Annotated in this window: 22 protein-coding genes; 12 read left to right on the plus strand and 10 right to left on the minus strand. The window is 70.7% G+C overall.

Features of this window, described 5'->3' with window-relative positions; genetic code table 11:
- Window positions 1–159 precede the first annotated feature (159 nt).
- Window positions 160–795 (plus strand): HAD-IA family hydrolase, encoded by a 636-nt coding sequence (locus PV363_RS03205; RefSeq protein ID WP_220366607.1) that lies wholly within the window; start codon window positions 160–162, stop codon window positions 793–795.
- A 9-nt stretch (window positions 796–804) separates the two neighbouring features.
- Here the strand turns inward: PV363_RS03205 and PV363_RS03210 are convergent, their stop codons facing one another.
- From PV363_RS03210 to PV363_RS03220, 3 genes are all read right to left on the minus strand, one after another.
- Complete coding sequence (locus tag PV363_RS03210; protein ID WP_220342799.1) at window positions 805–1,461, minus strand: hypothetical protein; 657 nt, start codon at window positions 1,459–1,461, stop codon at window positions 805–807.
- 74 nt (window positions 1,462–1,535) lie between these two features.
- Window positions 1,536–1,985 (minus strand): alternative ribosome rescue aminoacyl-tRNA hydrolase ArfB, encoded by a 450-nt coding sequence (gene arfB, locus PV363_RS03215; RefSeq protein ID WP_301021662.1) that lies wholly within the window; start codon window positions 1,983–1,985, stop codon window positions 1,536–1,538.
- On the minus strand, window positions 1,982–2,398 hold the full coding sequence (locus tag PV363_RS03220) for a CoA-binding protein (RefSeq protein ID WP_220345710.1): 417 nt from the start codon (window positions 2,396–2,398) through the stop codon (window positions 1,982–1,984). The genes arfB and PV363_RS03220 overlap by 4 nt, the downstream gene beginning before the upstream one ends.
- Window positions 2,399–2,464: 66 nt before the next feature.
- Here PV363_RS03220 and PV363_RS03225 point away from each other — a divergent pair, with 66 nt between their 5' ends.
- On the plus strand, window positions 2,465–3,493 hold the full coding sequence (locus PV363_RS03225; protein ID WP_301021663.1) for an HNH endonuclease family protein: 1,029 nt from the start codon (window positions 2,465–2,467) through the stop codon (window positions 3,491–3,493).
- A gap of 36 nt (window positions 3,494–3,529) precedes the next feature.
- A complete protein-coding gene (locus tag PV363_RS03230) occupies window positions 3,530–3,904 on the plus strand; it encodes a DUF1330 domain-containing protein (RefSeq protein WP_220345711.1) in 375 nt (124 codons plus the stop codon).
- 12 nt (window positions 3,905–3,916) lie between these two features.
- Here the strand turns inward: PV363_RS03230 and PV363_RS03235 are convergent, their stop codons facing one another.
- Complete coding sequence (locus PV363_RS03235; protein ID WP_301021664.1) at window positions 3,917–4,327, minus strand: VOC family protein; 411 nt, start codon at window positions 4,325–4,327, stop codon at window positions 3,917–3,919.
- Window positions 4,328–4,416: 89 nt separating this feature from the next.
- On the opposite strand from PV363_RS03235, the gene paaK reads away from it, so the two are divergent.
- Window positions 4,417–5,721, plus strand: a complete 1,305-nt coding sequence (paaK, locus tag PV363_RS03240) for a phenylacetate--CoA ligase PaaK (protein ID WP_301021665.1) — start codon at window positions 4,417–4,419, stop codon at window positions 5,719–5,721.
- A gap of 3 nt (window positions 5,722–5,724) precedes the next feature.
- Here the strand turns inward: paaK and PV363_RS03245 are convergent, their stop codons facing one another.
- The 3 genes from PV363_RS03245 to paaZ form a co-directional block, all read right to left on the minus strand.
- Complete coding sequence (locus tag PV363_RS03245; protein WP_220342812.1) at window positions 5,725–6,882, minus strand: serine hydrolase domain-containing protein; 1,158 nt, start codon at window positions 6,880–6,882, stop codon at window positions 5,725–5,727.
- A 143-nt stretch (window positions 6,883–7,025) separates the two neighbouring features.
- Window positions 7,026–8,522, minus strand: coding sequence for a VCBS repeat-containing protein (locus PV363_RS03250; RefSeq protein WP_220366603.1), 1,497 nt, complete (start codon window positions 8,520–8,522; stop codon window positions 7,026–7,028).
- 130 nt (window positions 8,523–8,652) lie between these two features.
- The gene (gene paaZ / locus PV363_RS03255) at window positions 8,653–10,689 is read right to left on the minus strand and encodes a phenylacetic acid degradation bifunctional protein PaaZ (RefSeq protein WP_301021666.1); all 2,037 of its coding nucleotides are present in this window, start codon (window positions 10,687–10,689) and stop codon (window positions 8,653–8,655) included.
- Between the two features lie 536 nt (window positions 10,690–11,225).
- Here paaZ and PV363_RS03260 point away from each other — a divergent pair.
- The 7 genes from PV363_RS03260 to paaI all read left to right on the plus strand — a co-directional run bounded on the left by PV363_RS03260 (window position 11,226) and on the right by paaI (window position 15,924).
- On the plus strand, window positions 11,226–11,600 hold the full coding sequence (locus PV363_RS03260; RefSeq protein WP_301021667.1) for a hypothetical protein: 375 nt from the start codon (window positions 11,226–11,228) through the stop codon (window positions 11,598–11,600).
- A gap of 124 nt (window positions 11,601–11,724) precedes the next feature.
- Window positions 11,725–12,666 (plus strand): 1,2-phenylacetyl-CoA epoxidase subunit PaaA, encoded by a 942-nt coding sequence (gene paaA, locus PV363_RS03265; RefSeq protein WP_301021668.1) that lies wholly within the window; start codon window positions 11,725–11,727, stop codon window positions 12,664–12,666.
- Complete coding sequence (gene paaB / locus PV363_RS03270; protein ID WP_220342823.1) at window positions 12,663–12,956, plus strand: 1,2-phenylacetyl-CoA epoxidase subunit PaaB; 294 nt, start codon at window positions 12,663–12,665, stop codon at window positions 12,954–12,956. The genes paaA and paaB overlap by 4 nt, the downstream gene beginning before the upstream one ends.
- Window positions 12,957–12,966: 10 nt before the next feature.
- The gene (paaC, locus tag PV363_RS03275) at window positions 12,967–13,914 is read left to right on the plus strand and encodes a 1,2-phenylacetyl-CoA epoxidase subunit PaaC (RefSeq protein WP_301021669.1); all 948 of its coding nucleotides are present in this window, start codon (window positions 12,967–12,969) and stop codon (window positions 13,912–13,914) included.
- A gap of 2 nt (window positions 13,915–13,916) precedes the next feature.
- Window positions 13,917–14,441, plus strand: a complete 525-nt coding sequence (gene paaD, locus PV363_RS03280; protein WP_220366598.1) for a 1,2-phenylacetyl-CoA epoxidase subunit PaaD — start codon at window positions 13,917–13,919, stop codon at window positions 14,439–14,441.
- Window positions 14,441–15,529 carry a 1,2-phenylacetyl-CoA epoxidase subunit PaaE gene (gene paaE, locus PV363_RS03285; protein WP_301021670.1) on the plus strand — a complete coding sequence of 363 codons (1,089 nt, stop codon included), beginning with the start codon at window positions 14,441–14,443 and terminating at the stop codon, window positions 15,527–15,529. The genes paaD and paaE overlap by 1 nt, the downstream gene beginning before the upstream one ends.
- On the plus strand, window positions 15,526–15,924 hold the full coding sequence (gene paaI / locus PV363_RS03290; protein WP_301021671.1) for a hydroxyphenylacetyl-CoA thioesterase PaaI: 399 nt from the start codon (window positions 15,526–15,528) through the stop codon (window positions 15,922–15,924). Before paaE ends, paaI begins: the two co-directional genes overlap by 4 nt.
- Before the next feature lie 27 nt (window positions 15,925–15,951).
- Here paaI and PV363_RS03295 read toward each other — a convergent pair whose 3' ends face one another.
- On the minus strand, window positions 15,952–16,566 hold the full coding sequence (locus PV363_RS03295) for a TetR/AcrR family transcriptional regulator (protein ID WP_220342828.1): 615 nt from the start codon (window positions 16,564–16,566) through the stop codon (window positions 15,952–15,954).
- A gap of 82 nt (window positions 16,567–16,648) precedes the next feature.
- Here PV363_RS03295 and PV363_RS03300 point away from each other — a divergent pair, with 82 nt between their 5' ends.
- A complete protein-coding gene (locus PV363_RS03300; RefSeq protein ID WP_220366595.1) occupies window positions 16,649–17,212 on the plus strand; it encodes an HdeD family acid-resistance protein in 564 nt (187 codons plus the stop codon).
- A gap of 76 nt (window positions 17,213–17,288) precedes the next feature.
- Here PV363_RS03300 and PV363_RS03305 read toward each other — a convergent pair whose 3' ends face one another.
- On the minus strand, window positions 17,289–18,560 hold the full coding sequence (locus tag PV363_RS03305; RefSeq protein ID WP_255566109.1) for a cytochrome P450: 1,272 nt from the start codon (window positions 18,558–18,560) through the stop codon (window positions 17,289–17,291).
- A gap of 227 nt (window positions 18,561–18,787) precedes the next feature.
- Entirely contained in the window at window positions 18,788–21,568 is a 2,781-nt protein-coding gene (locus PV363_RS03310; protein WP_301021672.1) for an ExeM/NucH family extracellular endonuclease, read from the minus strand.
- Window positions 21,569–21,584: the final 16 nt, after the last annotated feature.

Below are 21,584 nucleotides of genomic sequence, written 5' to 3' on the forward strand. Positions count from 1 at the left end.
CGGCCCGTGTCCGGAGTCGGTGTAGGTGATCCGACCCTCGGGGAGGGCAAGGTGATGAAGGGTCTCAGACGGTAATTGGCTCATGCTCTTCACCGTACGGCTAATGTCCTTAACTTTCAAGGCCGACGACAGCCCGCAACCACCACCAGGAGTCCTCACATGACTGTTCGCCCGTACGACGCGGTGCTCTGCGACATCGACGGCGTGCTTCGACACTGGCCTGCTGCCGACGACATCGACACCAGTCACGGGCTTCCCGCGGGCACACTCGCGAAGGTGGCCTTCGCCCCGTCACGCCTGCACCCTGCGATCACCGGAGCGATCACCGACGAGCACTGGCGCTCACTCGTGACCGCAGACCTCGCGGAGATCTGCGGATCGACCGAACGCGCCCATGCCGTGGTCGACGACTGGTCCGGCCTGGTTCCCGTCGTCGACCACGAGGTTGCGTCCCTCCTCCGCCAGGCACGCTCGGTCGCGACCGTCGCCCTGGTATCCAACGCGACCACCCGGCTGGAGCGGGACCTTGTCCAGCAAGGGCTCGACGACCTCGCCGACACCGTGGTGAACACCTCTCGCGTCGGCCACATCAAGCCTGACCCCCGCGTCTACTTCCTGGCCGCCGAACGGGTGGGCACCCCGGTCCACCGCTGCTTGTTCATCGACGACACCACCGCCAACGTCACCGCAGCCCACGAGGTCGGGATGACTGCCCTGCGCTACCAGAAGATCGACGATCTCCGCGGTGCCCTGGCGCCGCTCCTCGGCACAGCGTCAGGCACGCAGCACACGTGATCTGCCGGGTCACTCGACCCAGGTCGTGCCCTCCTGGAAGATCAGCTCGCCTTCCTCGACCGACAGCGAGTCCTCGGGCCACTCGTCGGGGTCGGTCGGCAGGAGGCCCTCGTTGGCGACGGCGAGCGTCACCTGGGCGACGGGCACGATGCCGGCCGTCTCGCCGAGCGCGCTCCAGCCGCCGAGGCCGTTGCTGTGCGCGAGTGCATAGAGGGCCTCGCCGAGGTCCGTCACCGGGCCGTCGATCTCGTCGGGCGAGGCCTTCTGCGCCACGCTGCCGGCAGCGACGACCGCCTGCGGGTCGGTGATGCGGTAGTCCATGCGCTGGAGCACCGTCACGCCCGTCACCCGCTGCCCGGTGAGCGGGCTGCCGTCGTGGTCGTGGTCGTGCGTGGCCTCCTCGTCACCGTCCTCCTCGATGATCGCGAAGGGCGGGAACGTCCCGCTGTAGTCGTACTGCGCCTCGTCGTACGCCTCGAGCGCCGCGGCGAGCGCCTCCTTGGCGGCGGTGATGGTGGGGACGTCGGCATCGGATCCCGCCGCGGCGACCGCGACGGCATGGGTGCGCAGGGCGGAGCTGAGGGCTTCGGCGGCGCGGACGAACTCGTCCTTCGCCTCGTCGGTCCAGCGGTCCTGGCCAGGGTTCTCGGGCTGCTCGTCGGTCATGCTCGGATGGTATCGCCGGGTGGTTTCGGCCAGCGCGGCTCGTGCTCCGCGGGACGTCCCCGCGGCACCGAGCGTCAGTCGGCGTCGCTGACCCGCCCGCGGTTCGACTTCGTCTGTGCACGGCGGCGTTTGGCCTCGATCCGGCGGCGCTTCGACCCGCGGGTCGGCTTCGTCGCGACGCGCGGGCGCGGAGGTGGCGCCAGGGCCGTACGCAGGCGTTCGGCGAGGCGTTCGCGTGCGGCGACGCGGTTGCGCAGCTGCGAGCGGTGCTCCGACGCGGTCACGCTGATGCGGCTCGACCCGATCACCGACACCAGGCGGTCGCGCTGCTGCGGTGACAGCACCTCCGACGTCGCGGCGTCGAACACGACCTCGACGCGGCTGTCGGTCGTGTTGACCGACTGTCCGCCAGGCCCGGGCGACCGCGAGAACCGCTCCTCGATCTCGCGCTCGGGCACCACGAGCCCCCCGGGGATGCCGGGACCCGGGGGTACGACGAGAGGGCCGCCCACCCCTGGGGTCACGCCGACCGCCTTCCCCACTCGATCAACGGGCAGGTGTCCATCACCATCGCGAGACCCGCGGCCCGGGTCCGCTCGAACGCGGCCACGTCGATCACACCCAGCTGGAACCACACGGCCCGCGCCCCGATGGCCACCGCCTGGTCCGCGAAGGGTCCTGCTGCCTCCGAGCGCCGGAAGACGTCCACGACGTCGATCGGGAACGGCACGTCGGACAGCGTCGCGTAGCCCTGCTCGCCCAGCACCGTGGGTGCGTCGGGGTGGATGGGGACGATGCGCTTGCCACGCGTCTGCATGACCTTCGCCACCTGGAAGGCGGTACGGGAGGGGTCGCCGGAGAGCCCGACCACGGCCCACGTCTTGAGCTCGTCGAGCATCAGCGAGATCGCGGCCGGGTCCTGCCAGTCACTGTCCATGAGGTCGACGTTAGCGCCGGGGTGACCGCCTCGCCCGAGGTCGGGGCCGACGTGTAGAACACCTCTGTGACCTCACGTACGGCGCGACGCCTCCTGGCCGCTGCAGCGGCCCTCCTCGTCCTTCCCGCCTGCGGCCCTGTGGAGGTGGAGACCGGCACCGAGCAGGCGGCCCAGGCGGTGACGACCACGGCGGCTCCCCCTGCCGGGAAGCCGGCGGAGCAGGTTGCCGACCAGGTCACCAAGGCGCGGGCGATGCTCGGCCGCCTCCAGGTCGCCGGTCGCGCTCCGAAGACGGGCTACGACCGCGTCGGACGCTTCGGTCAGGCCTGGGCCGACGTCACCCGGAGCGGGTGCGGCACCCGCGACAACATCCTGAGCCGTGACCTCCAGGACGTGAGCAAGCGCAACAAGTGCGTCGTCGTCGGTGGACGCCTGGCGGACCCCTACACCGGCACCACCATCACGTTCCGCAAAGAAGACGCGAGCGCCGTGCAGATCGACCACGTCGTGCCGCTCTCGCTCGGCTGGCAGCTCGGTGCGCAGCAGTGGCCGGTGGGCAAGCGCGTGACCTTCGCCAACGACCCGATCAACCTGATGGCGGTCGACGGTCCGACGAACTCCAGCAAGTCCGACTCCGGCCCCGACGCGTGGCTCCCTCCCAACAAGGCCTACCGCTGCACCTACGTCGTGCGTTTCACCCGGGTCGCCGCCGCCTACGAGATGCGGGTCACGCAACCGATGAAGGACGCGATCAGCCGCATCCTCGACGGCTGCACACGCGTCGACGGCACGCCCGCCGACCTGAAGCCGCTGCCGACGTCGACGTGGGCGTACGCCGCGAAGTTCGCCGGAGGCGCCGCTGGAGACGCGGGCGCCCCGACGAGCGCCGCACCACCGGCGGCCAAGGGGCCGAGCGTGGCGCCGACGGGGAAGTCGTGCCCGGCGAAGGCGCCGATCAAGGGCAACGTCCCCGACGGCGGCGGCGCACGCATCTTCCACGAGCCGGGCAGCCGCTCGTACGCGGTCACCGTCCCCGAGGCGTGCTTCGCCACAGCGGCCGACGCGCAGGCCGCGGGGTTCCGCGCGCCACGCTGAGCCCGCGGGCAGGTGCGGCTGTGCCACGATGCGCGCATGGCTGTCGATCCCCGCGGTGCCGACCTCAAGCGCTACCTCGCCGACGACCCCGGGGGTCCGGTGACCATGCTCAACCTCCTGCGCTTCCGGGAGGGTGGGCGCGAGCTGTACGCCAGGTACGCCGCGGCGCTCGAGGAGACGTTCCTCCCCCGCTACGGCGGTGAGGTCCTGTATGCCGGCGACGGGGCGACTCCCCTGGTCGCCGAGGACGGGCAGGCCTGGGACGCGGTCGCGCTCGTGCGCTATCCCTCGCGCGAGGCGTTCAGCCGCATGGTCGCCGACGAGGACTACCAGAAGGTCACGCAGTGGCGTACGGACGCGCTCGAGGAGGCCGTGCTCCAAGCGACCGCGGAGTGGCCCGCGCGCGCCTGACCCGGCCCTCGGTCAGCTGTTCACGGCCGCGATCTCGGCGTCGCTGCGCAGGATGCAGAACTCGTTGCCCTCCGGGTCGGCGAGGACCAGCCACCCTCCACCGTCGGGCTTGCGCAGGTCGTCGAGCGCGGTCGCGCCGAGCGCCAGCACGCGCTCGATCTCCTCGTCGCGCGTGCGGTCGGTCGGTCGGAGGTCCAGGTGGATGCGGTTCTTGACTTCCTTGCCCTCGGGGACCTCGATGAAGAGCAGCGGTCCGGCTCCCGCGCTGCCGTCGCTGGGCGGCACGATCATGCACTCGTCGTGGCCCGGCTCGTTGGGATCGCCCGGCACGTCGGTGTAGCCGGTCAGCACCTGCTTCCACCACTCGGACTGGGCGTAGGCGTCGTGGGAGTCGATGCTCGTGTGCGAGATGCGGCAAGACATAGGAGGACCGTAGTGTCGTCGCTGCTCACGGTCGAACGGGTTTGGCCACAGGGGTAGGCATCCCCTCAGCTCTCTGCTGTGCTGTCGACATGACTCCGCCCTCGCGAGGTGGCGGCCTCGAGGCGATCGAGACCGCGTCCGTCGACGAGCTCCGTGCCCTCCAGCTCGAGCGGCTGAAGACCTCGATCCGTCGCTGCTACGACCACGTGCCGCACTACCACGCGTCTCTCACCGAGGCCGCCGTTCATCCCGACGACATCCGCACGCTGGACGACCTCGCCCGGGTCCCGTTCACGACGAAGGCCGACCTGCGCGACAACTACCCGTTCGGGATGTTCGCCGTGCCCCGCGAGGATGTCGTCCGCATCCACGCCTCCTCGGGGACGACGGGCCGACCGACCGTCGTGGGCTACACGCGCGGTGACCTCGACGTGTGGGCCACGGTCGTCGCACGCAGCATCTACGCCGCGGGTGGCCGGCCCGGCAACGTCCTCCACAACGCGTACGGCTACGGGTTGTTCACCGGCGGGCTCGGCGCGCACGCGGGGGCGGAGAGGCTCGGTTGCACCGTCGTCCCCGTCTCCGGCGGGATGACCGAGCGGCAGGTCCGCCTGATCGAAGACTTCCGGCCCACGATCATCATGGTGACTCCCTCGTACATGCTCGCGATCGTGGACGAGATGGTCCGTCAGGGCGTCGATCCCCGGGCGACGTCTTTGGAGGTCGGCATCTTCGGTGCCGAGCCGTGGACCGACGAGATGCGCCGCGAGCTCGAGGAGATCCTCGGCCTGACGGCCGTCGACATCTACGGGCTGTCCGAGGTGATCGGTCCCGGGGTGGCGATGGAGTGTGCCGAGACCCAGGACGGGCTCCACGTGTGGGAGGACCACTTCTATCCCGAGATCGTCGACCCGTTCACCGACGAGGTCCTTCCCGACGGCGAGGAGGGAGAGCTCGTGCTGACCTCCCTGACCCGAGAGGCGATGCCGGTCCTGCGCTACCGCACCCGTGACCTGACGCGGCTCCTCCCGGGGACGGCTCGGACCATGCGGCGGATCGAGAAGATCACGGGGCGCAGCGACGACATGATCATCCTCCGCGGGGTGAACGTCTTCCCGACGCAGATCGAGGAGCTTCTCCTTCGGACGGCCGAGCTGTCGCCGCACTTCCAGTGCGTCCTTGGACGCGACGGGCGCATGGATGTGATGACAGTCGTCGTCGAGCACCGCCACGGGGTGGCGAGCGACGCGGCGCACGGTGCCGGTGAACGCGTCCGTTCTCAGGTGAAGGACACCATCGGCGTGAGCGTCGAGATGAGGGTCGTGGCTCCCGACACGATCGAGCGCTCGGTGGGCAAGATGCGTCGAGTCGTGGACCGGCGCCGCGACCGCTGAGGATCACCGGGCGTGCCACGCCGCCCTCCAGAAGTCCTCGAACACCGCGGTCGGCTCGGGCGAGGACCACATCTGGTTGACGAGCAGGATGCCCACGACGTCGGCGGCAGGGTCGACCCAGAACGTCGACCCCAGCCCGCCGTCCCAGCCGTACGCCCCCGCACGGCGGCCGTCGTGGAGGTCGGTCGTCTTCACCCCGAAGCCGAGCCCCCACCCCGAGGTGTCGTCGGCTTCGATCCTGCCGACGCGCGGGCGGACCGCCTCGGTCAGCACCTCGGTGGACACCACGCGGCTCCCGTCGTCGGCCACTCCGCCGGCGCGGAGCATCCGCGCAAGCGCGTACAGGTCCGTCACGGTCGAGACCAGCCCGTCACCGGCGTTGGGGAAGGCCGGCGGTCGCGACCACTGACCGTCGCTCCCGTCGTACGGCACCGCCGGCGCACCTGCTTGGGACGGGAGCCAGAGCGGCCCCAGCGTCCCGATCTCCCCGGGACCGACGTCGAAGCCGGTGCGCGTCATCCCGCACGGCTCGAGGACCCGGGCGCCGAGGACGTCGGGCAACGGCGCCCTCGCGGCGCGCGCGACGAGAACCCCCAGCACCTCGCTCCCCGAGTGGTAGAGCCACCGCTCGCCCGGCTGGTACGACAGCGGGACGGAGCCGACGGCCCGCATCCACGTGTCCGGATCGGGGTTCGCCTGTGGGGCGGGCGGTCCGGACTGGAGCCCGAGTGCTCCCAGCGCGGACAGGACAGGCCCAGGGAACGGTCCGGTGAAGTCGAGACCGATCCCGAGCCGCAGCTCGAGCACGTCGCGAACCGTGATCGAGCGCCGCGCGGGCACGGTGTCGTCGAGCGGCCCGGCCGGGTCGCGCAGCACCTGGCGGTCGGCCAGCTCCGGGAGCCAGCGCTCGACGGGGGCGTCGAGGTCGAGGGTGCCGTCGTCGATCAGCGTGAGCGCGGCCACCGCCACGACGGGCTTGGTGACCGAGGAGATCCGAAAGACGGTGTCGGTACGGACGGGGGTCGGGTCGTCCGGTCCGTACGACCCGTGTGCACCGAGCGCGACCTCCTCGCCGCGGGCGACCAGCCACGCGAGCCCGGGCGGGTCCTCGCGTTCGACGTGAGGACGGACGGCTTCGGTGATGCGGGTCTGGAGGTCCACGGGGTTCCCTTCTCGGACGGTCGCAGCACCGACCGGCTCGGGACGCCGAACTCATCGGCGCCGACACCCCACGGCCGGACGCCGAAGGGCGGGCCGTCAGGATCGACGGCCCGCCACGGCGGGATCACGGAGTCAGACGTGGATCAGGACGTCGGGCTCCAGATCCCGATCTTGTTGTTCTCGAAGCTCGAGAACGTGATGTCGTTGGTGCCGTCGCGGTCGAGGTCGGCGATCTTGGCGCCGCCGGCCTGCCCCCAGCCTTCCGACTCGGGCAGCACGTGCTGCTGGAAGGTGCCCGGGGCCGTCTGCTCGAGCCAGTAGAGGCGGAACGCCCCGTCGCCGGACACCGCGAGGTCGAGGTCGCCGTCGCCGTCGATGTCGCCGAATCCCGTCTTGCCGGGCGCCGCCTGCCCCGGGCGTGGGCTCGCCGTGAAGTCGGCGCCCGGGTCGACGCCGGCGGCCAGCGGAGCAACCGTCCAGGGGGTGCGGGGGTCGGCTCCCGGGGTCATGAGGAAGACGTCGGGCTTGGCGCGGAGGAACACCGGGGGCCCGGGGTTGCCGGGCGTCGTGTTCGTGTGGTTCACGCCGACCCAGCGATCGGTCCCGTCGCCGAACAGGTTCTCGACGCGGTGGATGCTGAACGACGGTCCCTGCCCGCGGCTGATCTCGTGCATCACGAAGTCGGACGCGGTGAGGCCGTCGGCGGCGTCGCCGACCCGCTCGAACCAGACGAACGACGCCTCGCCGGTGGGCGGCCCGAGCACCGCAGGGCTCACCCCGAAGTACTGCGCCGACGCGACGTCGAGGTCACCGTCTCCGTCGACGTCGGTGACCACCGGGCTGCTCCCGCCGCGGTCGGCCAGGGTGACGGGAGCGGCGAACCTGCCCTTGCCGTCGCCCTTGAAGAACTGCAGCGCGACGACGTCGTCGGTCGTGTCGGAGGCGTTGAAGCCCTGTTCGCCGACCGTGACGAGATCCTTGCGTCCGTCGCCGTCGAAGTCCACGTGCTGGAGGTCGTGATAGGCGAACGGGCTGTCGGTGAGGATGTCGTGACGCTTCCAGTCGCGCAGCCGGGCGCGGCACTCCTTGAGCTGCGAGGCGCCACGGGAGGCGACGGCGCACTTCGCGAGCGCGAGGACCTCACGGACGCTGCGCGGGGTGTCGCGGTTCTCCCACCAGGTCAGCGAGCCGCGGCTGAATCCCATGCCGCTGTCCCAGAAGTAGCCCGCGGGCTGGATGACGTCGACGTCACCGTCTCCGTCGACGTCGGCGAGCGTCGGCTCGCTCGGGAAGATGATCCCGTCGGACGGCTCGATCACCGGAGTGGTCTTCCAGGTGTCGACGCCTCCGCCGCGCCGGCGGCCGGCGTTCGTGTAGAGCGTGACGCTGCCCGGCTCCGGGAGTGCGGCCGGTCCTTGCATGGTGAGAGCCCCATAGGTGGTCGACACCAGCTCCGGGCGCGGGTCACCGACCACGTCGCCGACGGCGGTGAAGGCCGGGCCGACGGCGTCCTCGGTGACGAGGGTGCGGGTGAACTCGGGCGGCTCGGCCATCGCCGGCGAGAGACTGGCCGCCACCACGGCGACGGACGTCGTCACCAGCGCTACGGCGGTCGCGGTCGTACGTGCGGGGGTACGCATGGGCGCTGCTCCTCGGTGATCGCTGTTCCCATTAATGGAACACCGTTTCGATCTGCCGTGAACTGTCGCACACAGAGGCGCGCCCCGTCGAGACCCGTTGTCACGGAAGATCGAGAAGGAGCAGGTGCTGTCAGGCGTCCCAGGTCTTCGCGACCAGCGTCAGGACGTCGTACGTCGCGACCGGCTCGCTGTGGCGGTTCGTCACCTGTGCGTCCCACCGAACCTCGCCGTAGTCGGCCGTCGTGCGCGGGGTGATCTCCTTGACGGTGAGCGTCACCGCGATCGCGTCGTCGGCCTTGACCGGGGTGAGGAAACGCAGGTTGTCGACGCCGAAGTTGGCCAGCACCGGCCCTGGGTCAGGGTCGACGAAGAGACCGGCGGCGAGCGACAGCAGGAGATAGCCGTGCGCCACGATGCCGCCGAAGAGCGGGTTCGCCGCCGCGGCCTCCTCGTCGGTGTGGGCATAGAACGTGTCGCCGGTGAGTGCCGCGAACGCGTCGATGTCCTCCCGCGTCACCGTCCGTGGCTCCGAGGCGATCGTGTCGCCGACGCGCAGGTCGGCCAGGCTCTTGCGGAACGGGTGGACCGAGGCCTCCCGGCGGTCGGACCCCGGCGTCCAGCGGCCGGTGATCGCGGTGAGCATGTCCGGCGAGGCCTGGACGGCCGTGCGCTGCATGTGGTGGAGGACGCTGCGGATGCCACCCAGCTCCTCGCCCCCACCGGCCCGGCCGGGCCCGCCGTGGACGAGGACCGGGAGCGGTGAGCCGTGACCGGTCGACTCGGCGGCGTCGTCGCGGTCGAGGACGAGGATGCGGCCGTGCCACGGCGCGAGCCCGAGGGTGAGCGTGCGCGCCACGGCGGGGTCGTGGGTCACGAGCGAGCCCACCAGGCTCCCGCGACCGCGGGCCGCCAGCGCGATCGCGTCGTCGAGGCCGTCGTAGGTGAGCACCGTGCTCACCGGACCGAACGGCTCGACGTCGTGCGGCTCGGTCGCGCCATCTCGCGCCCGCAGCAGCACCGGCGCCATGAAGGCGCCGCGCTCAGCGTCGCCGTCGACGCCCTCCACGCGGTCCGGGTCGCCGTAGACGATCTCCGCGGAGCTGCGCAGCGCCTCGACGGCCTTGCGGACCTCGTCGCGCTGGGCGAGGCTCGCGAGCGGGCCCATGCGGACACCGGCATCGCGAGGGTCGCCGACCGTGACCCGCGCGAGGCGTGCGGCGATCGCGTCGACCACCGTGTCGGCCATGCCTGCCGGGACGAGGACGCGGCGGATCGCGGTGCACTTCTGGCCCGCCTTGACCGTCATCTCGGTGACGACGCCCTTCACGAAGAGGTCGAGCTCGGGGTCGTCGGCGGTGACGTCGGGGCCCAGGATGGAGCAGTTCAGGGAGTCGGCCTCGACGCCGAGCCGTACGCCGCCGGTGGCGACCGACGGGTGGGCTCGCAGCACGTTCGCCGTGTGCGCGGAGCCGGTGAAGGCGACCGAGTCCTGCGGGCCGAGCTCGTCGAGGAGCGTCCCTGCGCTGCCGGCGACGAGCTGGAGGGTGCCGTCGGGCAGGAGGCCGGACTCGATGATCCGGCGCACGAGGGCCTCGGCGACGTACGCGGTGGGGCTGGCCGGCTTCACGATCGTGGGGAGCCCTGCGAGGAAGGCGGGGGCGAGCTTCTCGAGCATCCCCCACGCCGGGAAGTTGAAGGCGTTGATCTGGACCGCGACGCCGGGACGCGACGTGAAGACGTGTTGTCCGACGAAGGTCCCGCCCTTCCCGAGGGGTTCCGGCCGACCGTCGAGGACGATCGTGTCGTTGGGCAGCTCGCGCGTGCCCTTGCTCGCGTAGGAGAAGAGGGTGCCGATGCCGCCGTCGACGTCGACCATCGCGTCACGCTCGGTGGCGCCGGCGCACGCCGACAGCCGGTAGAGCTCGTCCTTGCCGGCGCCCAGGTGCTTCGCCAGAGCCTTGAGGATCCCGGCCCGCTCGTGGAACGTGAGGCTGCGGAGCGCGGGACCGCCGACCTCGCGGGCGTACGCGACCATGGCGCCGAGGTCGAGACCAGTGCTCGAGATCGTCGCGACGACCTCACCGGTCGAGGCGTCGAGGAGTGGGCGGCCCTCGTCCGGTGCGGCGTACCAACGGCCTGCGGTGTAGCTCTCCAGCAGCGTGCTCACGTGTCCCCCTCGACGTCGTCGGCGCGGTCTTCGGTCCACGCTATTGCAGAACGATCGGTCAGTAAATGTCTGCCCCTTCTGTCCGGCCGGCACATCCGTACGCTGACGTCCTGGCGATCGGCTGTCCTGACCCCGTAACTTGACTCAACAGTCGGATCGCAGACGCGGCCCGCCAAACAGGAGTGTGGGCCTTGCAGTTTCGAGTTCACGAGAAGTTGGCGGGCAACGCCATCGTGGGCATGGCGGTCCTCGCGGTCGTGTGGGTGGGGGGATGTAGCGCGAACGGCGATGCCGGTTCCGGACCTGCGGCTCAGCCGACCTCGGCTGACGCGAGTCCGACACGGGTCGAGAAGCTCACGCCTCTCCGACCAATCACCGCCGCATCCCCTGGACCGGACGTTTCGTCCCCGCTCCAAGAACGCGCATCGGAAGGCGCGATAGTCGACGCTTCGCGTTCCGGCCCTACTTCAGCCGACGCCGAGCGATTTGCGCTGCTCTTCTCTCAGGCTCCGATCGACCTGCGCGAGCCCGTCGACATGGAGGGTTTGCTCGAAGAGGTCGCGACCGACGACCTTCCGCTGTCCACGAGGACACTTCTCTTGGAGGCTGTAGACCCGGCACATAACCTCGGGCGTTACTGGTACACGGACGATCCGATGTGGATTCAGGCACAGTCGGTCGGGCGCACGGGGCAACCCTCTTCAGTGATGGTCGAGATTGCTGGCTCCACACGGAGCACTGACTACCCGGGTCACAGCACGTGGCAGCTGCTGCGCATCGATGTCGTCCGCGCCGGTGATCAGTGGAAGATCTCCGGCCTCTCGTCGTCCGGGAGACGTGCAGACCCGAACGACGCTGACCCTCAGCTCCGTGACCAGCTCGAGGGCAAGGGGTGGCGCCGAGTCGTCTGACCGCGGCCGCCCCTGGTTGTACGGAGCCGTCGGCGAGCAGCAGCCCGGCGGGGATTGCCTTCACGGCGACGGTGTGTCACGATTTACAGACCGATCGGTCAGTAATGTGCGAACCGGAGGCACCATGACGACGACGGTCGACGAGGCGCAGCTCCTCGAGGACTTCGAGCACACCGTGGCCCAGCACGACCGCATCGAGCCGCGCGACTGGATGCCCGAGCGCTACCGCAAGACGCTCGTACGGCAGATCGCGCAGCACGCGCACTCCGAGATCATCGGGATGCAGCCGGAGGGCAACTGGATCACGCGGGCTCCGTCTCTGCGTCGCAAGGCGATCCTGCTCGCGAAGGTGCAGGACGAGGCCGGTCACGGGCTGTACCTCTACTCAGCGACCGAGACGCTCGGGGTCTCGCGCGACGAGCTCACCCAGATGCTCCTGGAGGGGCGCCAGAAGTACTCCTCGATCTTCAACTACCCGACGCTCTCGTACGCCGACGTCGGCACGATCGGCTGGCTGGTCGACGGCGCCGCCATCTGCAACCAGGTGCCGCTGTGCCGGACGTCCTACGGGCCCTACGGGCGGGCGATGATCCGGATCTGCAAGGAGGAGTCGTTTCACCAGCGGCAGGGCTACGAGCTCCTGATGACGATGATGCGCGGCACCGACGAGCAGCGCGCGATGGTCCAGGAGTCGGTCGACCGCTTCTGGTGGCCGTCGCTGATGATGTTCGGTCCGCCCGACGACCAGTCGCCCAACACGGCGCAGTCGATGGCGTGGGGCATCAAGCGCGACACCAACGACGACCTGCGCCAGAAGTTCGTCGACATGACCGTGCCGCAGGCCGAGGCGCTCGGAGTCAGCCTTCCCGACCCCGAGCTCGCCTGGAACGCCGATCGTGGGCACTACGACTTCGGCTCTCCCGACTGGGAGGAGTTCGCGCAGGTGGTCGGTGGCAACGGACCGTGCAACGCCCAGCGGATCGCGCATCGCCGACGTGCCCACGACGAGGGCGCGTGGGTCCGTGAGGCCGCGATGGCCTTCGCGGCGAAGCAGGAGGACGCGTGAGCGGGGTCAAGAGCGAGTGGCCGTTGTACGAGGTGTTCGTCCGCGGCAAGCGAGGCCTCAACCACGTCCACGTCGGCTCCCTGCACGCCGCCGATGACGAGATGGCGGTGCGGCACGCGCGCGACGTCTACACCCGGCGCAACGAGGGCGTAAGCATCTGGGTCGTCCGTGCCGACGCGATCACCGCGTCGAGTCCCGACGAGAAGGACCCGCTGTTCGCCCCGAGCGGTGACAAGGTCTATCGGCACCCCACGTTCTACGACATCCCCGAGGACGTCCCGCACCTGTGAGGAGGTGAGCATGTCCCACGATCCCGAGACCTCGACGCAGACCAGCCCGTACGAGGACCTCTACGGCGGTGGCGACGCCGCGCACTGGGCCTTCGGCACCGGGTTCGAGGACCCGCTCGCCGGCCTCGGGGCGGGCGAGGCGGCGGCCGTGCCGGAAGGCGTCTCGCCGCGCGACCTCGCAACCTACTCGCTGATGCTCGCCGACGACGCGCTCGTGATGTCGCACCGGCTCTCGCAGTGGTGCAGCAACGCTCCCGAGCTCGAGGACGACGTCGCCCTCGCCAACATCGCGCTGGACCTGCTCGGCCAGGCCCGTCTGCTGCTGACCCGCGCTTCCGCCGCCGACCCGGCCGTCGTCCCGACACTCCCGGAGGGGTCACCGGTGCCGGCCGAGGACGCGCTCGCCTACTTCCGCGGCGACCAGGACTTCCTCAACGTGCGGCTCGTCGAAGGCGAGGACGCCGACTTCGCCGAGGCGGTGGTGCGGCTCCTCGTCTTCGCGACCTGGCGGCTGGCGCTGCTGTCACGGCTGCGCGACAGCAGCGACCCCGTCCTCGCCGCGGTCGCCTCGAAGGGCGTCAAGGAGATGACCTACCACCGGGACTACGCCGGACGCTGGTTCGTGACGCTGGCCCAGGGCACGGAGGGGTCGCGTGCCCGTCTCCTCGCCGCTCTGGACCGGCTGTGGCCGATGCGGCCAGAGCTCACCAAGGGGCACGCGGTGGAGAGCCGCCTCGCGCAGTGCGGCGTCGGCGTCGACCCGACGACGGTCGGCGACGAGGTCGACGACGTCCTCGGGCAGGTGTTCGCCGCCGCCGACGTCGCACGTCCCGACGCAGCGGGACTGGCCGGCGTGCAAAGGCGGACCGGCCGCGACGGGCTGCACACCGAGGCGTTCGGCCGGATGCTCGCCGAGATGCAGGTCGTGGCGCGGGCCCACCCGACAGGGCGGTGGTGATCATGGTGTCGACCCGCGCCGCTGGCCCGACGTCGGGGCACGCCGCGTACGAGGTCGTCCGGCGCGTCACCGATCCCGAGATGCCCATGCTCACCCTCGACGACCTGGGAGTCCTGCGGGGCGTCGAGATCGGCGGCGACGGCCGGGTCGTCGTACGCCTCACTCCGACCTACTCGGGCTGCCCGGCCGTCGCCACGATGCGCGACGACCTGGTCCGGAGCCTCCAGGAGGCAGGGTTCGCCGACGTCCACGTCGAGCTGGTGCTCTCCCCCGCCTGGTCGAGCGACTGGATCACCGCGCGTGGACGCGAGGCTCTCGCCGAGCACGGACTGTCCGTGCCCGGACCCGCGCTCCGCCACGACGGCCCCGTCCCCCTCACCCTCGCGCCGGTACGGCGGGCCGTCACCTGCCCGCGCTGCGGATCGGCGTCGACGGAGGTCTCGTCGGAGTTCGGCCCGACGCCGTGCACCGCGCTCTATCGGTGCCAGACGTGCTGGGAGCCGTTCGAGCACGTCAAGGAGATCTGATGACGGTGACAACACCGGCACCCCCCCAGCGCCGTAGCGCCCGCTTCCACCCGCTGCCCGTCGCGGACGTGGAGCGGCTGACCGACGACGCGGTGGCGGTGACATTCGCGGTGCCTGCGGACCTCGCCGACCAGTTCGCGTTCGCCGCCGGTCAGTCGGTCACCCTGCGCCGCGTCGTCGAGGGCCGTGAGGAGCGCCGGTCGTACTCGATCTGTGCCCCTGTCGGCGCCGCCCTCCGGATCGGTGTGCGCGAGATCCCGGACGGACTGTTCTCGCGCTGGCTGTCCCGAGAGGTCGGACCGGACACGGTCATCGACGTGCAGACCCCGACCGGGAGCTTCCGCGCCGACCCGGACCGAGGCGGCCGGCACCTGTGCATCGCCGCTGGGTCGGGCATCACGCCGATGCTGTCCATCGCGAGCACCGTCCTCACCCACCCGGACGCGTCGGTCACCCTCCTGTACGGCAACCGCACCACGACCACGGTGATGTTCGCCGAGGAGCTCGCGGACCTCAAGGACCGGTACGGCCCTCGGCTCGAGCTGGTGCACGTGCTGTCGCGAGAGCCCCGCGACGTCGAGCTCTTCTCCGGCCGGCTCGACGCCGCCAGGCTCCGACAGCTCCTCACTCTGCTCGTGCCCGTGAGCGACGTCGACCACGCGTGGGTGTGCGGACCGCACCCGATGCTCCTCGACGCCCGGGCCGTCCTCGCCGATCTCGGCGTGCCGCCCGAGCGGGTCCACGCCGAGCTCTTCTACGTCGACGAGCCGCCTCCGGAGGTGCAGCGCGTCGATGCCGTCGCCGACGGCGCGACCAGCGAGGTGACCGTCGTCCTCGACGGACGGCGGACGACCGCCACGGTGCCGCGGTCGACCACCGTGCTCGAGGGGGTCCAGCAGGTGCGCGCGGACCTGCCGTTCGCGTGCAAGGGCGGGGTGTGCGGGACCTGCCGGGCGATGCTGTGCGACGGCGAGGTGGAGATGCGGCGCAACTACGCCCTCACTCCCGAGGAGCTCGAGCGGGGGTTCGTGCTGACCTGCCAGTCCCGGCCGGTCGCCGACAGCGTGACCGTGGACTTCGACGCGTGAGCGAGGCGATGTGGGAGGCCGACGAGGCGAGCCGAGCGCTCGGGATGAGGCTTGAGGAGCTGCAGCCCGGCAGCGCCCGGGTGTCGATGGAGGTGCGTGAGGACATGGTCAACGGGCACGACCTGTGCCACGGTGGCCTCGTCGCGACGCTCGCCGACAGCGCCTTCGCGCTCGCCTGCAACGGCGACGGCACGCCCACCGTCGCCGCGGGATTCGACATCACGTTTCTCGAGCCCGCCCGCCACGGCGACACGCTCGTCGCCGAGGCGTCGCAACGGTCACAGCGAGGACGGTCGGGGGTCTACGACGTGACGGTACGCCGCCGGTCCGACGCGACGGTGGTCGCGGAGTTCCGCGGGCGCAGCCGCACCCTCGGCCCCACGCCCGGGCGCTGAGCCGGGCACGTCACCGCGACGCGCGGGTCACGGGCGTACGGCGAGCCCGTCGAAGGCCAGCGTCGCGACCGCGTCGGCCAGAACCTGCGCGTCGACCGGACCATCCGGCCGGTACCACTCGACGAGCGAGTTCACCGTGCCGAAGATGAGCCTGCTGATCAGGTCCGGTGCGATGTCGCTGCGCAGCGACCCGTCGTCGACGGCCTCCTGGACGAGCGCCGCCAACCGCTCGTCGATCTGACGTCGGCGGGCGAGCGCACGGAGCTCGACCTCGCTGTTGCCGTGTACGCGCAACAGCAGGGTCACCGACGGCAGGTGAGCCACCAGCACCGCCACGCTCTCCCGCACCGCCGTGCGCAGGCGCTCGTACGCCGAGCCGTCCTGCGGCCGGGACGCCTCGTCGATCACGGCCTCGAGACTGTCGAGCGCCTCGTCGAGCGCGAGGGCGAGAAGGTGCTCCTTGCTGGGCACGTGGTGGTAGATCGCGGACTTGGTCAGACCGAGCTCGCGGGCGAGGTCACCCACGCTGGTGGCGTCGTACCCCTGCCGGATGAAGACATCGATCGCCCGCCGCAGCACCGTCTCCTGGTCGTAGCCGGGGCGCCCGCGGCGGGGGCTGCCCTGCGTCGACCCGGTCGCCATGGTCCCAGCGTCTCACGCCCGTACGCCCGTACGCCCGCGTGTCCCCGTGCTCACCACCCTCGGCGCCCCTAGTGTGCGAGACATGACGGATCTTGCAGGAGCCATCACCTCGGCGGCGAGAACCGCGTGGTGGATCGTCGTCGTCCGAGGACTCCTCGCCGTCGTCCTCGGCATCGTCGCGCTGGTCTGGCCCGGACCGACCGCCCGCGTGATCATCGTGCTGTTCGGCGTCTGGGCGCTGGTTGACGGCATCATCGCCCTCGTCAGCATCATCACCGGGGGCGGCCGGTCGTGGGGGTGGCTGCTGCTCGAGGGCGTCCTCGGCATCGCTGCCGGCATCATCGCCTTCCGCGCGCCGGTGACGGTGGCTCTCGCGCTCGTCCTCCTGATCGCCTTCTGGTCGATCATGATCGGCGTGCTCGAGATCTCGGGATCCCTCCAGGTCCGTCAGGTCCCCGGCAGCGGGTGGGGCTGGCTGCTCGCCTCCGGTGTCGTCTCGATCGTCTTCGGCATCCTGCTCTTCGTCTGGCCCGATCTCGGCTTCGCGACGCTCATCATCCTGATCGGCATCTACGCCCTGGCGCTCGGCGTGGTCTGGCTGATCACGGCCTTCATGATCCGCAAGGACCTGAAGGCGCTCGCGTAGGCCCCTGGACGCCAACGCCCCACGCTGCGACCAGGGCCGTGGGGCGTTGTGCTGGACGGGTCGCGACGCGACGTCGTCAGCCGTACAGACGGACCGGCATTGACTCCACGCCGTAGACGATCGAGCGCTGCCGGAACCTGAGCTCGCGCGGGTCGCACGCGAGCGTCATGTCGGGGAAGCGGCGGAAGAGGCGGGGGTAGGCCGAGCGCAGCTCCATGCGCGCGAGCTCCGCACCGACGCAGCGGTGGAACCCGTGACCGAACGCGACGTGCGACACGGGCCAGTCGCGATGAGGGTTGAAGTTCTCGAGGTCGGGGCCGCCGGTGCGGTGGTCGCGGTTGGCGCCGGACAACGAGCACACGACCACGTCGCCCTTGGCGATGCGCTCGCCGAAGAGGTCGTGCTCGGCCTTGGCGAAGCGCGGGAACGCCAGCTGCACGACGGTGAGATAGCGCAGCATCTCCTCCACGACGCTGTTGGCGAACGTGTCGTCCTCGATGAGCTGCGTGCGGGCGGCAGGATCACCCATCAGCACCAGCGCGCCCAGCGCGATCGTGCTGGCGGTGGTCTCGTGCCCGCCGGTGAAGACGCCGTCGGCGAGACCGCCGAGGTCGTAGTCGGAGATCGCGTCACCGACCTCCTCGATGATCTTGCCGATGAGTCCGTCGCCTGGGTTGTCGCGCTGCGCCTTGGTGGCGTTCATGAGGAACGTCCGTGACTCCGAGATGGCACCGAAGCTGCCGGCGCCGCCCCCCGAGACGTCGAAGCGCGCCGATCCCAGCGCGAAGAACTCCTCACGGGACTCGTCGGGGAGCCCGAGAAGCTCGCAGATCACCAGGAACGGCACGGCGAAGGCGAAGTCCTCCATCAGGTCGACGTCGGGGCCCTTCTGCTCCATGACGTCGAGCTGGTGCTCGATGATCTCGGTGATCTTGGGCGTCAGCCGCGCCAGGCGACGCATCGTGAACTCGGGGGTGAGCAGCTTGCGAAGCCGTGTGTGCTCGGGTGGATCGGTGAAGCCGAGGCCGCCGATGTCACCGTCGGCCGCGCCGACGGTGCCGACGAACGGCCGGATGTCGTTGCTGTACGAGGTGCGGTCGGCGAGCACCGCCAGCGACTCGGTGTGACCGGTCACCAGCCAGATGTTCATCCCGAACAGGCTCGCGAGCCGCTTCACCGGGGCCTCGGCCCGGACCTTGCCGAGCGCCGGGATGGGGTCGAGGCCGTCCCGGCGCAGCGGCATCAGCCACCGGTTGGGGACGAAGGTGAGCTTGGAGAGGTCGATCCCGTCCCTCTGCGACCTCAGGACCGTCCGCTGCGCGGCCCACGTCAGGAGATCGGTCGTCATGTTCCGCATAGTCCGACCAGGTTAGCGTCGCACGGGTCCGATCCTTGCCTCATATCCCGGATCTCAGGGATATCCCTGAGGGCGTCCAGCGCCGCGCGCTCCTCCTCGGTCGAAAGCTCGTCGCGGTAGCGGCGGACGAAGTCCTCGTACGGGAGCCCTTCATGTCAGCCACGGAGGCCGCGACCGTGCACGGCGGGGTCGCCACCAGGACGACCCCGCCGTGACCGTCAGAACCCGAGCACCCGCGCGGTCACCGTGGTCTCCGACGGCGCGTGCGTCGCGTCACCGGTGTAGCGGACCGTGAGCTGGTGGGTCCCCGGCTTGAGTGCCCTGGCCGGGACCGCCACGAGCGTCACGCCTGCGACGAGCCGCTGGCTGGCGAGGACGGTGTCGCCCTTGAGGACCTGGACCGTCCCCGTGGCGCGAGGCTTCACCTGGGCCGCGACGATCGGACCGAACAGCGGGGAGAGACCGGGCGTCGCCACGGCGCGCACCGTCGTCGGGGTCAGCTGCTCCTCGAGGGCGATCCCGACGAGCGCCGGGTCGTGGTCGCTCGAGCGGAACGGGCCTGCGTCGTAGAAGTTGGTCGCGTTGCCGTTGTAGCGGCTGTACTCGTAGGCGATCGACTCCATGGCGTTGATGGACCAGACGCCCATGCCCGTGATGTCCGCCGCCGCGGCGGGCGACGCGAGCACGTGGTCGAGAGACCCGATCTCGCCGTCGAACTGGTAGGTCTCGGCGGTGTCGTAGGTCTCCTCGAGATCGACGTAGCCGGCCTCCCGCAGGACGGTGATCGGGTCCTCCTGGGAGTAGGCGTTGAAGTCGCCCGACAGATAGACCTTGTCGGTGCCCGCCGTCTCCTTGACGGTGTCGGCGAACGCGACCAGCGCGCGGGCCTGGGCCACCCGCTCCACCGTGCCCGCCCCCTGGTCGGCGTCGGGCGTGCCGGACCGCTTCGACTTGAAGTGGTTGACGATCGCGACGAAGCGGTCGTCCTCGGTGCCGGCGACCGGCTGGAACGCCTGGGCGAGCGGCTCGCGGGCGTCGTCGAACGCGGGTTCGCCGACGAGCACCGTCGACGCACCGACCGGCGCCAGGACCGCCGGCTTGTAGATGAACGCCGTACGGATGAAGTCCTGGTCGGCGACCGGAGGCAGCGCCGCGGCGTCGGGCGACGGGACGTACGCCCACGTGCCGGCGCCGGCAGCCTCGTTGAGCGCCTGGGTGAGCGCGGCGAGGGCCGCGTCGCGGTCCTTGCCGAACTTCACGGAGTTCTCGATCTCCTCGAGCGAGACCACGTCGGCGTCGAGAGCGTTGATCGCGGCCACGATCTTCTTCTCCTGGCGCTCGAGCTGGACGGTGGTCGCGGCGCCACGGGGACCCGCCTGGCCGACGCACTCGTCGACCGTCGTCGGGACACCCTCGCGGTCGACGAAGTACGTGCACGAGATGCCGGTGGTGGCCTCGTACTCCTCACCGGTGGTGACGAAGTAGTTGAGGACGTTGAACGCGGCGAGGCTGAAGTCGCCCCCGACGGCCGGCGGCGAGGCAGGACGCTCCGCCCCGCTGAACGTCGCCGGGAGGACCCCGTTGGCGTCGTCGGCGGTGAGCTGCGCGGTGGGCTGGAGCTTCCAGGTGCTGTTGCGGTAGTCGAGGACCACGTCCTTGGTGAACGTCGCCGTCGCCCCGACCCGGATCGTCGTGTCGTCGTCGATCCACGGTTGAGGCGTGTTCTTGCCGGCACCGGTGTAGTTGGTCGAGGAGCCGTCGTCGAGGGTGATGCGACGGGTCGCGTTCTCCGCCTTCACGGCCTGCGAGGCGGCGCCCGGAGCCGCGACCTCTGTCGGGACGTACAGGGGAGAGTCACCGGCCGCGAGGCCGATCTCGGCGAACGTGTTGGTGGTGTAGTTGTTCGTCACGGTCAACGGACCCGCCGGGGCGACGAGCATGCCCTCGAGCCGCTCGCGACCCGCGTCGCCGAGGGGCAGTGCGAGCGGGGTCGGCTTGACCGCGTCCGCCGGCTCGTCGAGCACGACGACGTCGGCTGCGGCCGGGGTGAGCTGGGTCATCCCGCCGAACTCGCTGACCGGACCCGTCACCTTGACGTGGTCGTCCTTCTCGACCAGGGCGACCGCGGCGCCGCCGAAGACGAAGATGCCGTCGGAGGCGTCCGGAGTCGCGTCGTCCTCGCCGCCGCTGCCCGCGGTCTGGAGGTAGAACCCGTTGAAGCCGCCGGTCTTGTACGCGGCCGTGACCACGCCCTGCGTGATGACGGTGTCACCGACGTACGGGCTGGCGTCGCCGGTGCCCTGGATGGCGGCGACGGTCCGCTCGACGACAGGGTTCGGGCCTGGGACGCACGCCTGTCCGCACGCGGTCGGTGTCGGCGCACCGGCCGTGAAGTCGGCGCTGTTGTCGTCCGTGTCTGCTCCACCGGTGCGGTTGAGCGACGACGTCACCGAGTAGCCGTCAGCCTTCGGGGCGGTCTCCGCGGTGGTGGACACGCCGTACCCGAGGAGGTCGACCACATCAGGATCGGCGAGCACGGCGGCACCGTCACCGGTGAGCGTGTCGGCCGTCTTCGTCAGCGCCAGCGTGCCGCCGTTGGCGTTGCCCGAGAAGGCGATCGTGGACGTCACGTCGGGCGTCGGCAGCGGAGCACCGTTGGCCGCATTGGCGTTGCCGCTCAGCAGGTAGTGACCCCCGGCCGGGATCGTCCCCGACAGGGCGATCTTGCCGGTGAACGCCGAGGTCGACGAGTAGGAGCGGTACTGCACCGTCCATCCGTCCACCGTCACCGGCTCGCTGGTCGGGTTGTGGAGCTCGACGAACTTGTTGAGGTACGTCGCGCCGGCGCTCCCGCCGTTGAGGTAGGCCTCGTTGATGACGAGATGGTCGGCCGGTGCGGCGCTGGCGGGAGCGGCGACCGCGGCGAGCGTCCCCGCCGCGAGCGCGCCCGCGGCGAGGAGCGACGTCGTCCGGACGGCGCGTCGAAGAGATGAAGACACTGGTGATCCTCCTGGA

Origin of the sequence: Mumia sp., assembly GCF_028803055.1 — a bacterium.
Classification (GTDB): Bacteria; Actinomycetota; Actinomycetes; order Propionibacteriales; family Nocardioidaceae; genus Mumia.

Bases quoted from the DNA above. Each gene is read 5' to 3' on its own strand.
- paaC (WP_301021669.1), top strand. From the start codon at position 12,967: ATGTCCCACGATCCCGAGACCTCGACGCAGACCAGCCCGTACGAGGAC.
- PV363_RS03210 (WP_220342799.1), bottom strand. From the start codon at position 1,461: ATGACCGACGAGCAGCCCGAGAACCCTGGCCAGGACCGCTGGACCGAC.
- PV363_RS03250 (WP_220366603.1), bottom strand. From the start codon at position 8,522: ATGCGTACCCCCGCACGTACGACCGCGACCGCCGTAGCGCTGGTGACG.
- PV363_RS03230 (WP_220345711.1), top strand. From the start codon at position 3,530: ATGGCTGTCGATCCCCGCGGTGCCGACCTCAAGCGCTACCTCGCCGAC.
- PV363_RS03295 (WP_220342828.1), bottom strand. From the start codon at position 16,566: ATGGCGACCGGGTCGACGCAGGGCAGCCCCCGCCGCGGGCGCCCCGGC.
- paaA (WP_301021668.1), top strand. From the start codon at position 11,725: ATGACGACGACGGTCGACGAGGCGCAGCTCCTCGAGGACTTCGAGCAC.
- PV363_RS03205 (WP_220366607.1), top strand. From the start codon at position 160: ATGACTGTTCGCCCGTACGACGCGGTGCTCTGCGACATCGACGGCGTG.
- paaD (WP_220366598.1), top strand. From the start codon at position 13,917: ATGGTGTCGACCCGCGCCGCTGGCCCGACGTCGGGGCACGCCGCGTAC.
- PV363_RS03300 (WP_220366595.1), top strand. From the start codon at position 16,649: ATGACGGATCTTGCAGGAGCCATCACCTCGGCGGCGAGAACCGCGTGG.
- paaK (WP_301021665.1), top strand. From the start codon at position 4,417: ATGACTCCGCCCTCGCGAGGTGGCGGCCTCGAGGCGATCGAGACCGCG.
- PV363_RS03220 (WP_220345710.1), bottom strand. From the start codon at position 2,398: ATGGACAGTGACTGGCAGGACCCGGCCGCGATCTCGCTGATGCTCGAC.
- PV363_RS03235 (WP_301021664.1), bottom strand. From the start codon at position 4,327: ATGTCTTGCCGCATCTCGCACACGAGCATCGACTCCCACGACGCCTAC.
- PV363_RS03260 (WP_301021667.1), top strand. From the start codon at position 11,226: ATGGAGGGTTTGCTCGAAGAGGTCGCGACCGACGACCTTCCGCTGTCC.
- PV363_RS03305 (WP_255566109.1), bottom strand. From the start codon at position 18,560: ATGACGACCGATCTCCTGACGTGGGCCGCGCAGCGGACGGTCCTGAGG.
- paaE (WP_301021670.1), top strand. From the start codon at position 14,441: ATGACGGTGACAACACCGGCACCCCCCCAGCGCCGTAGCGCCCGCTTC.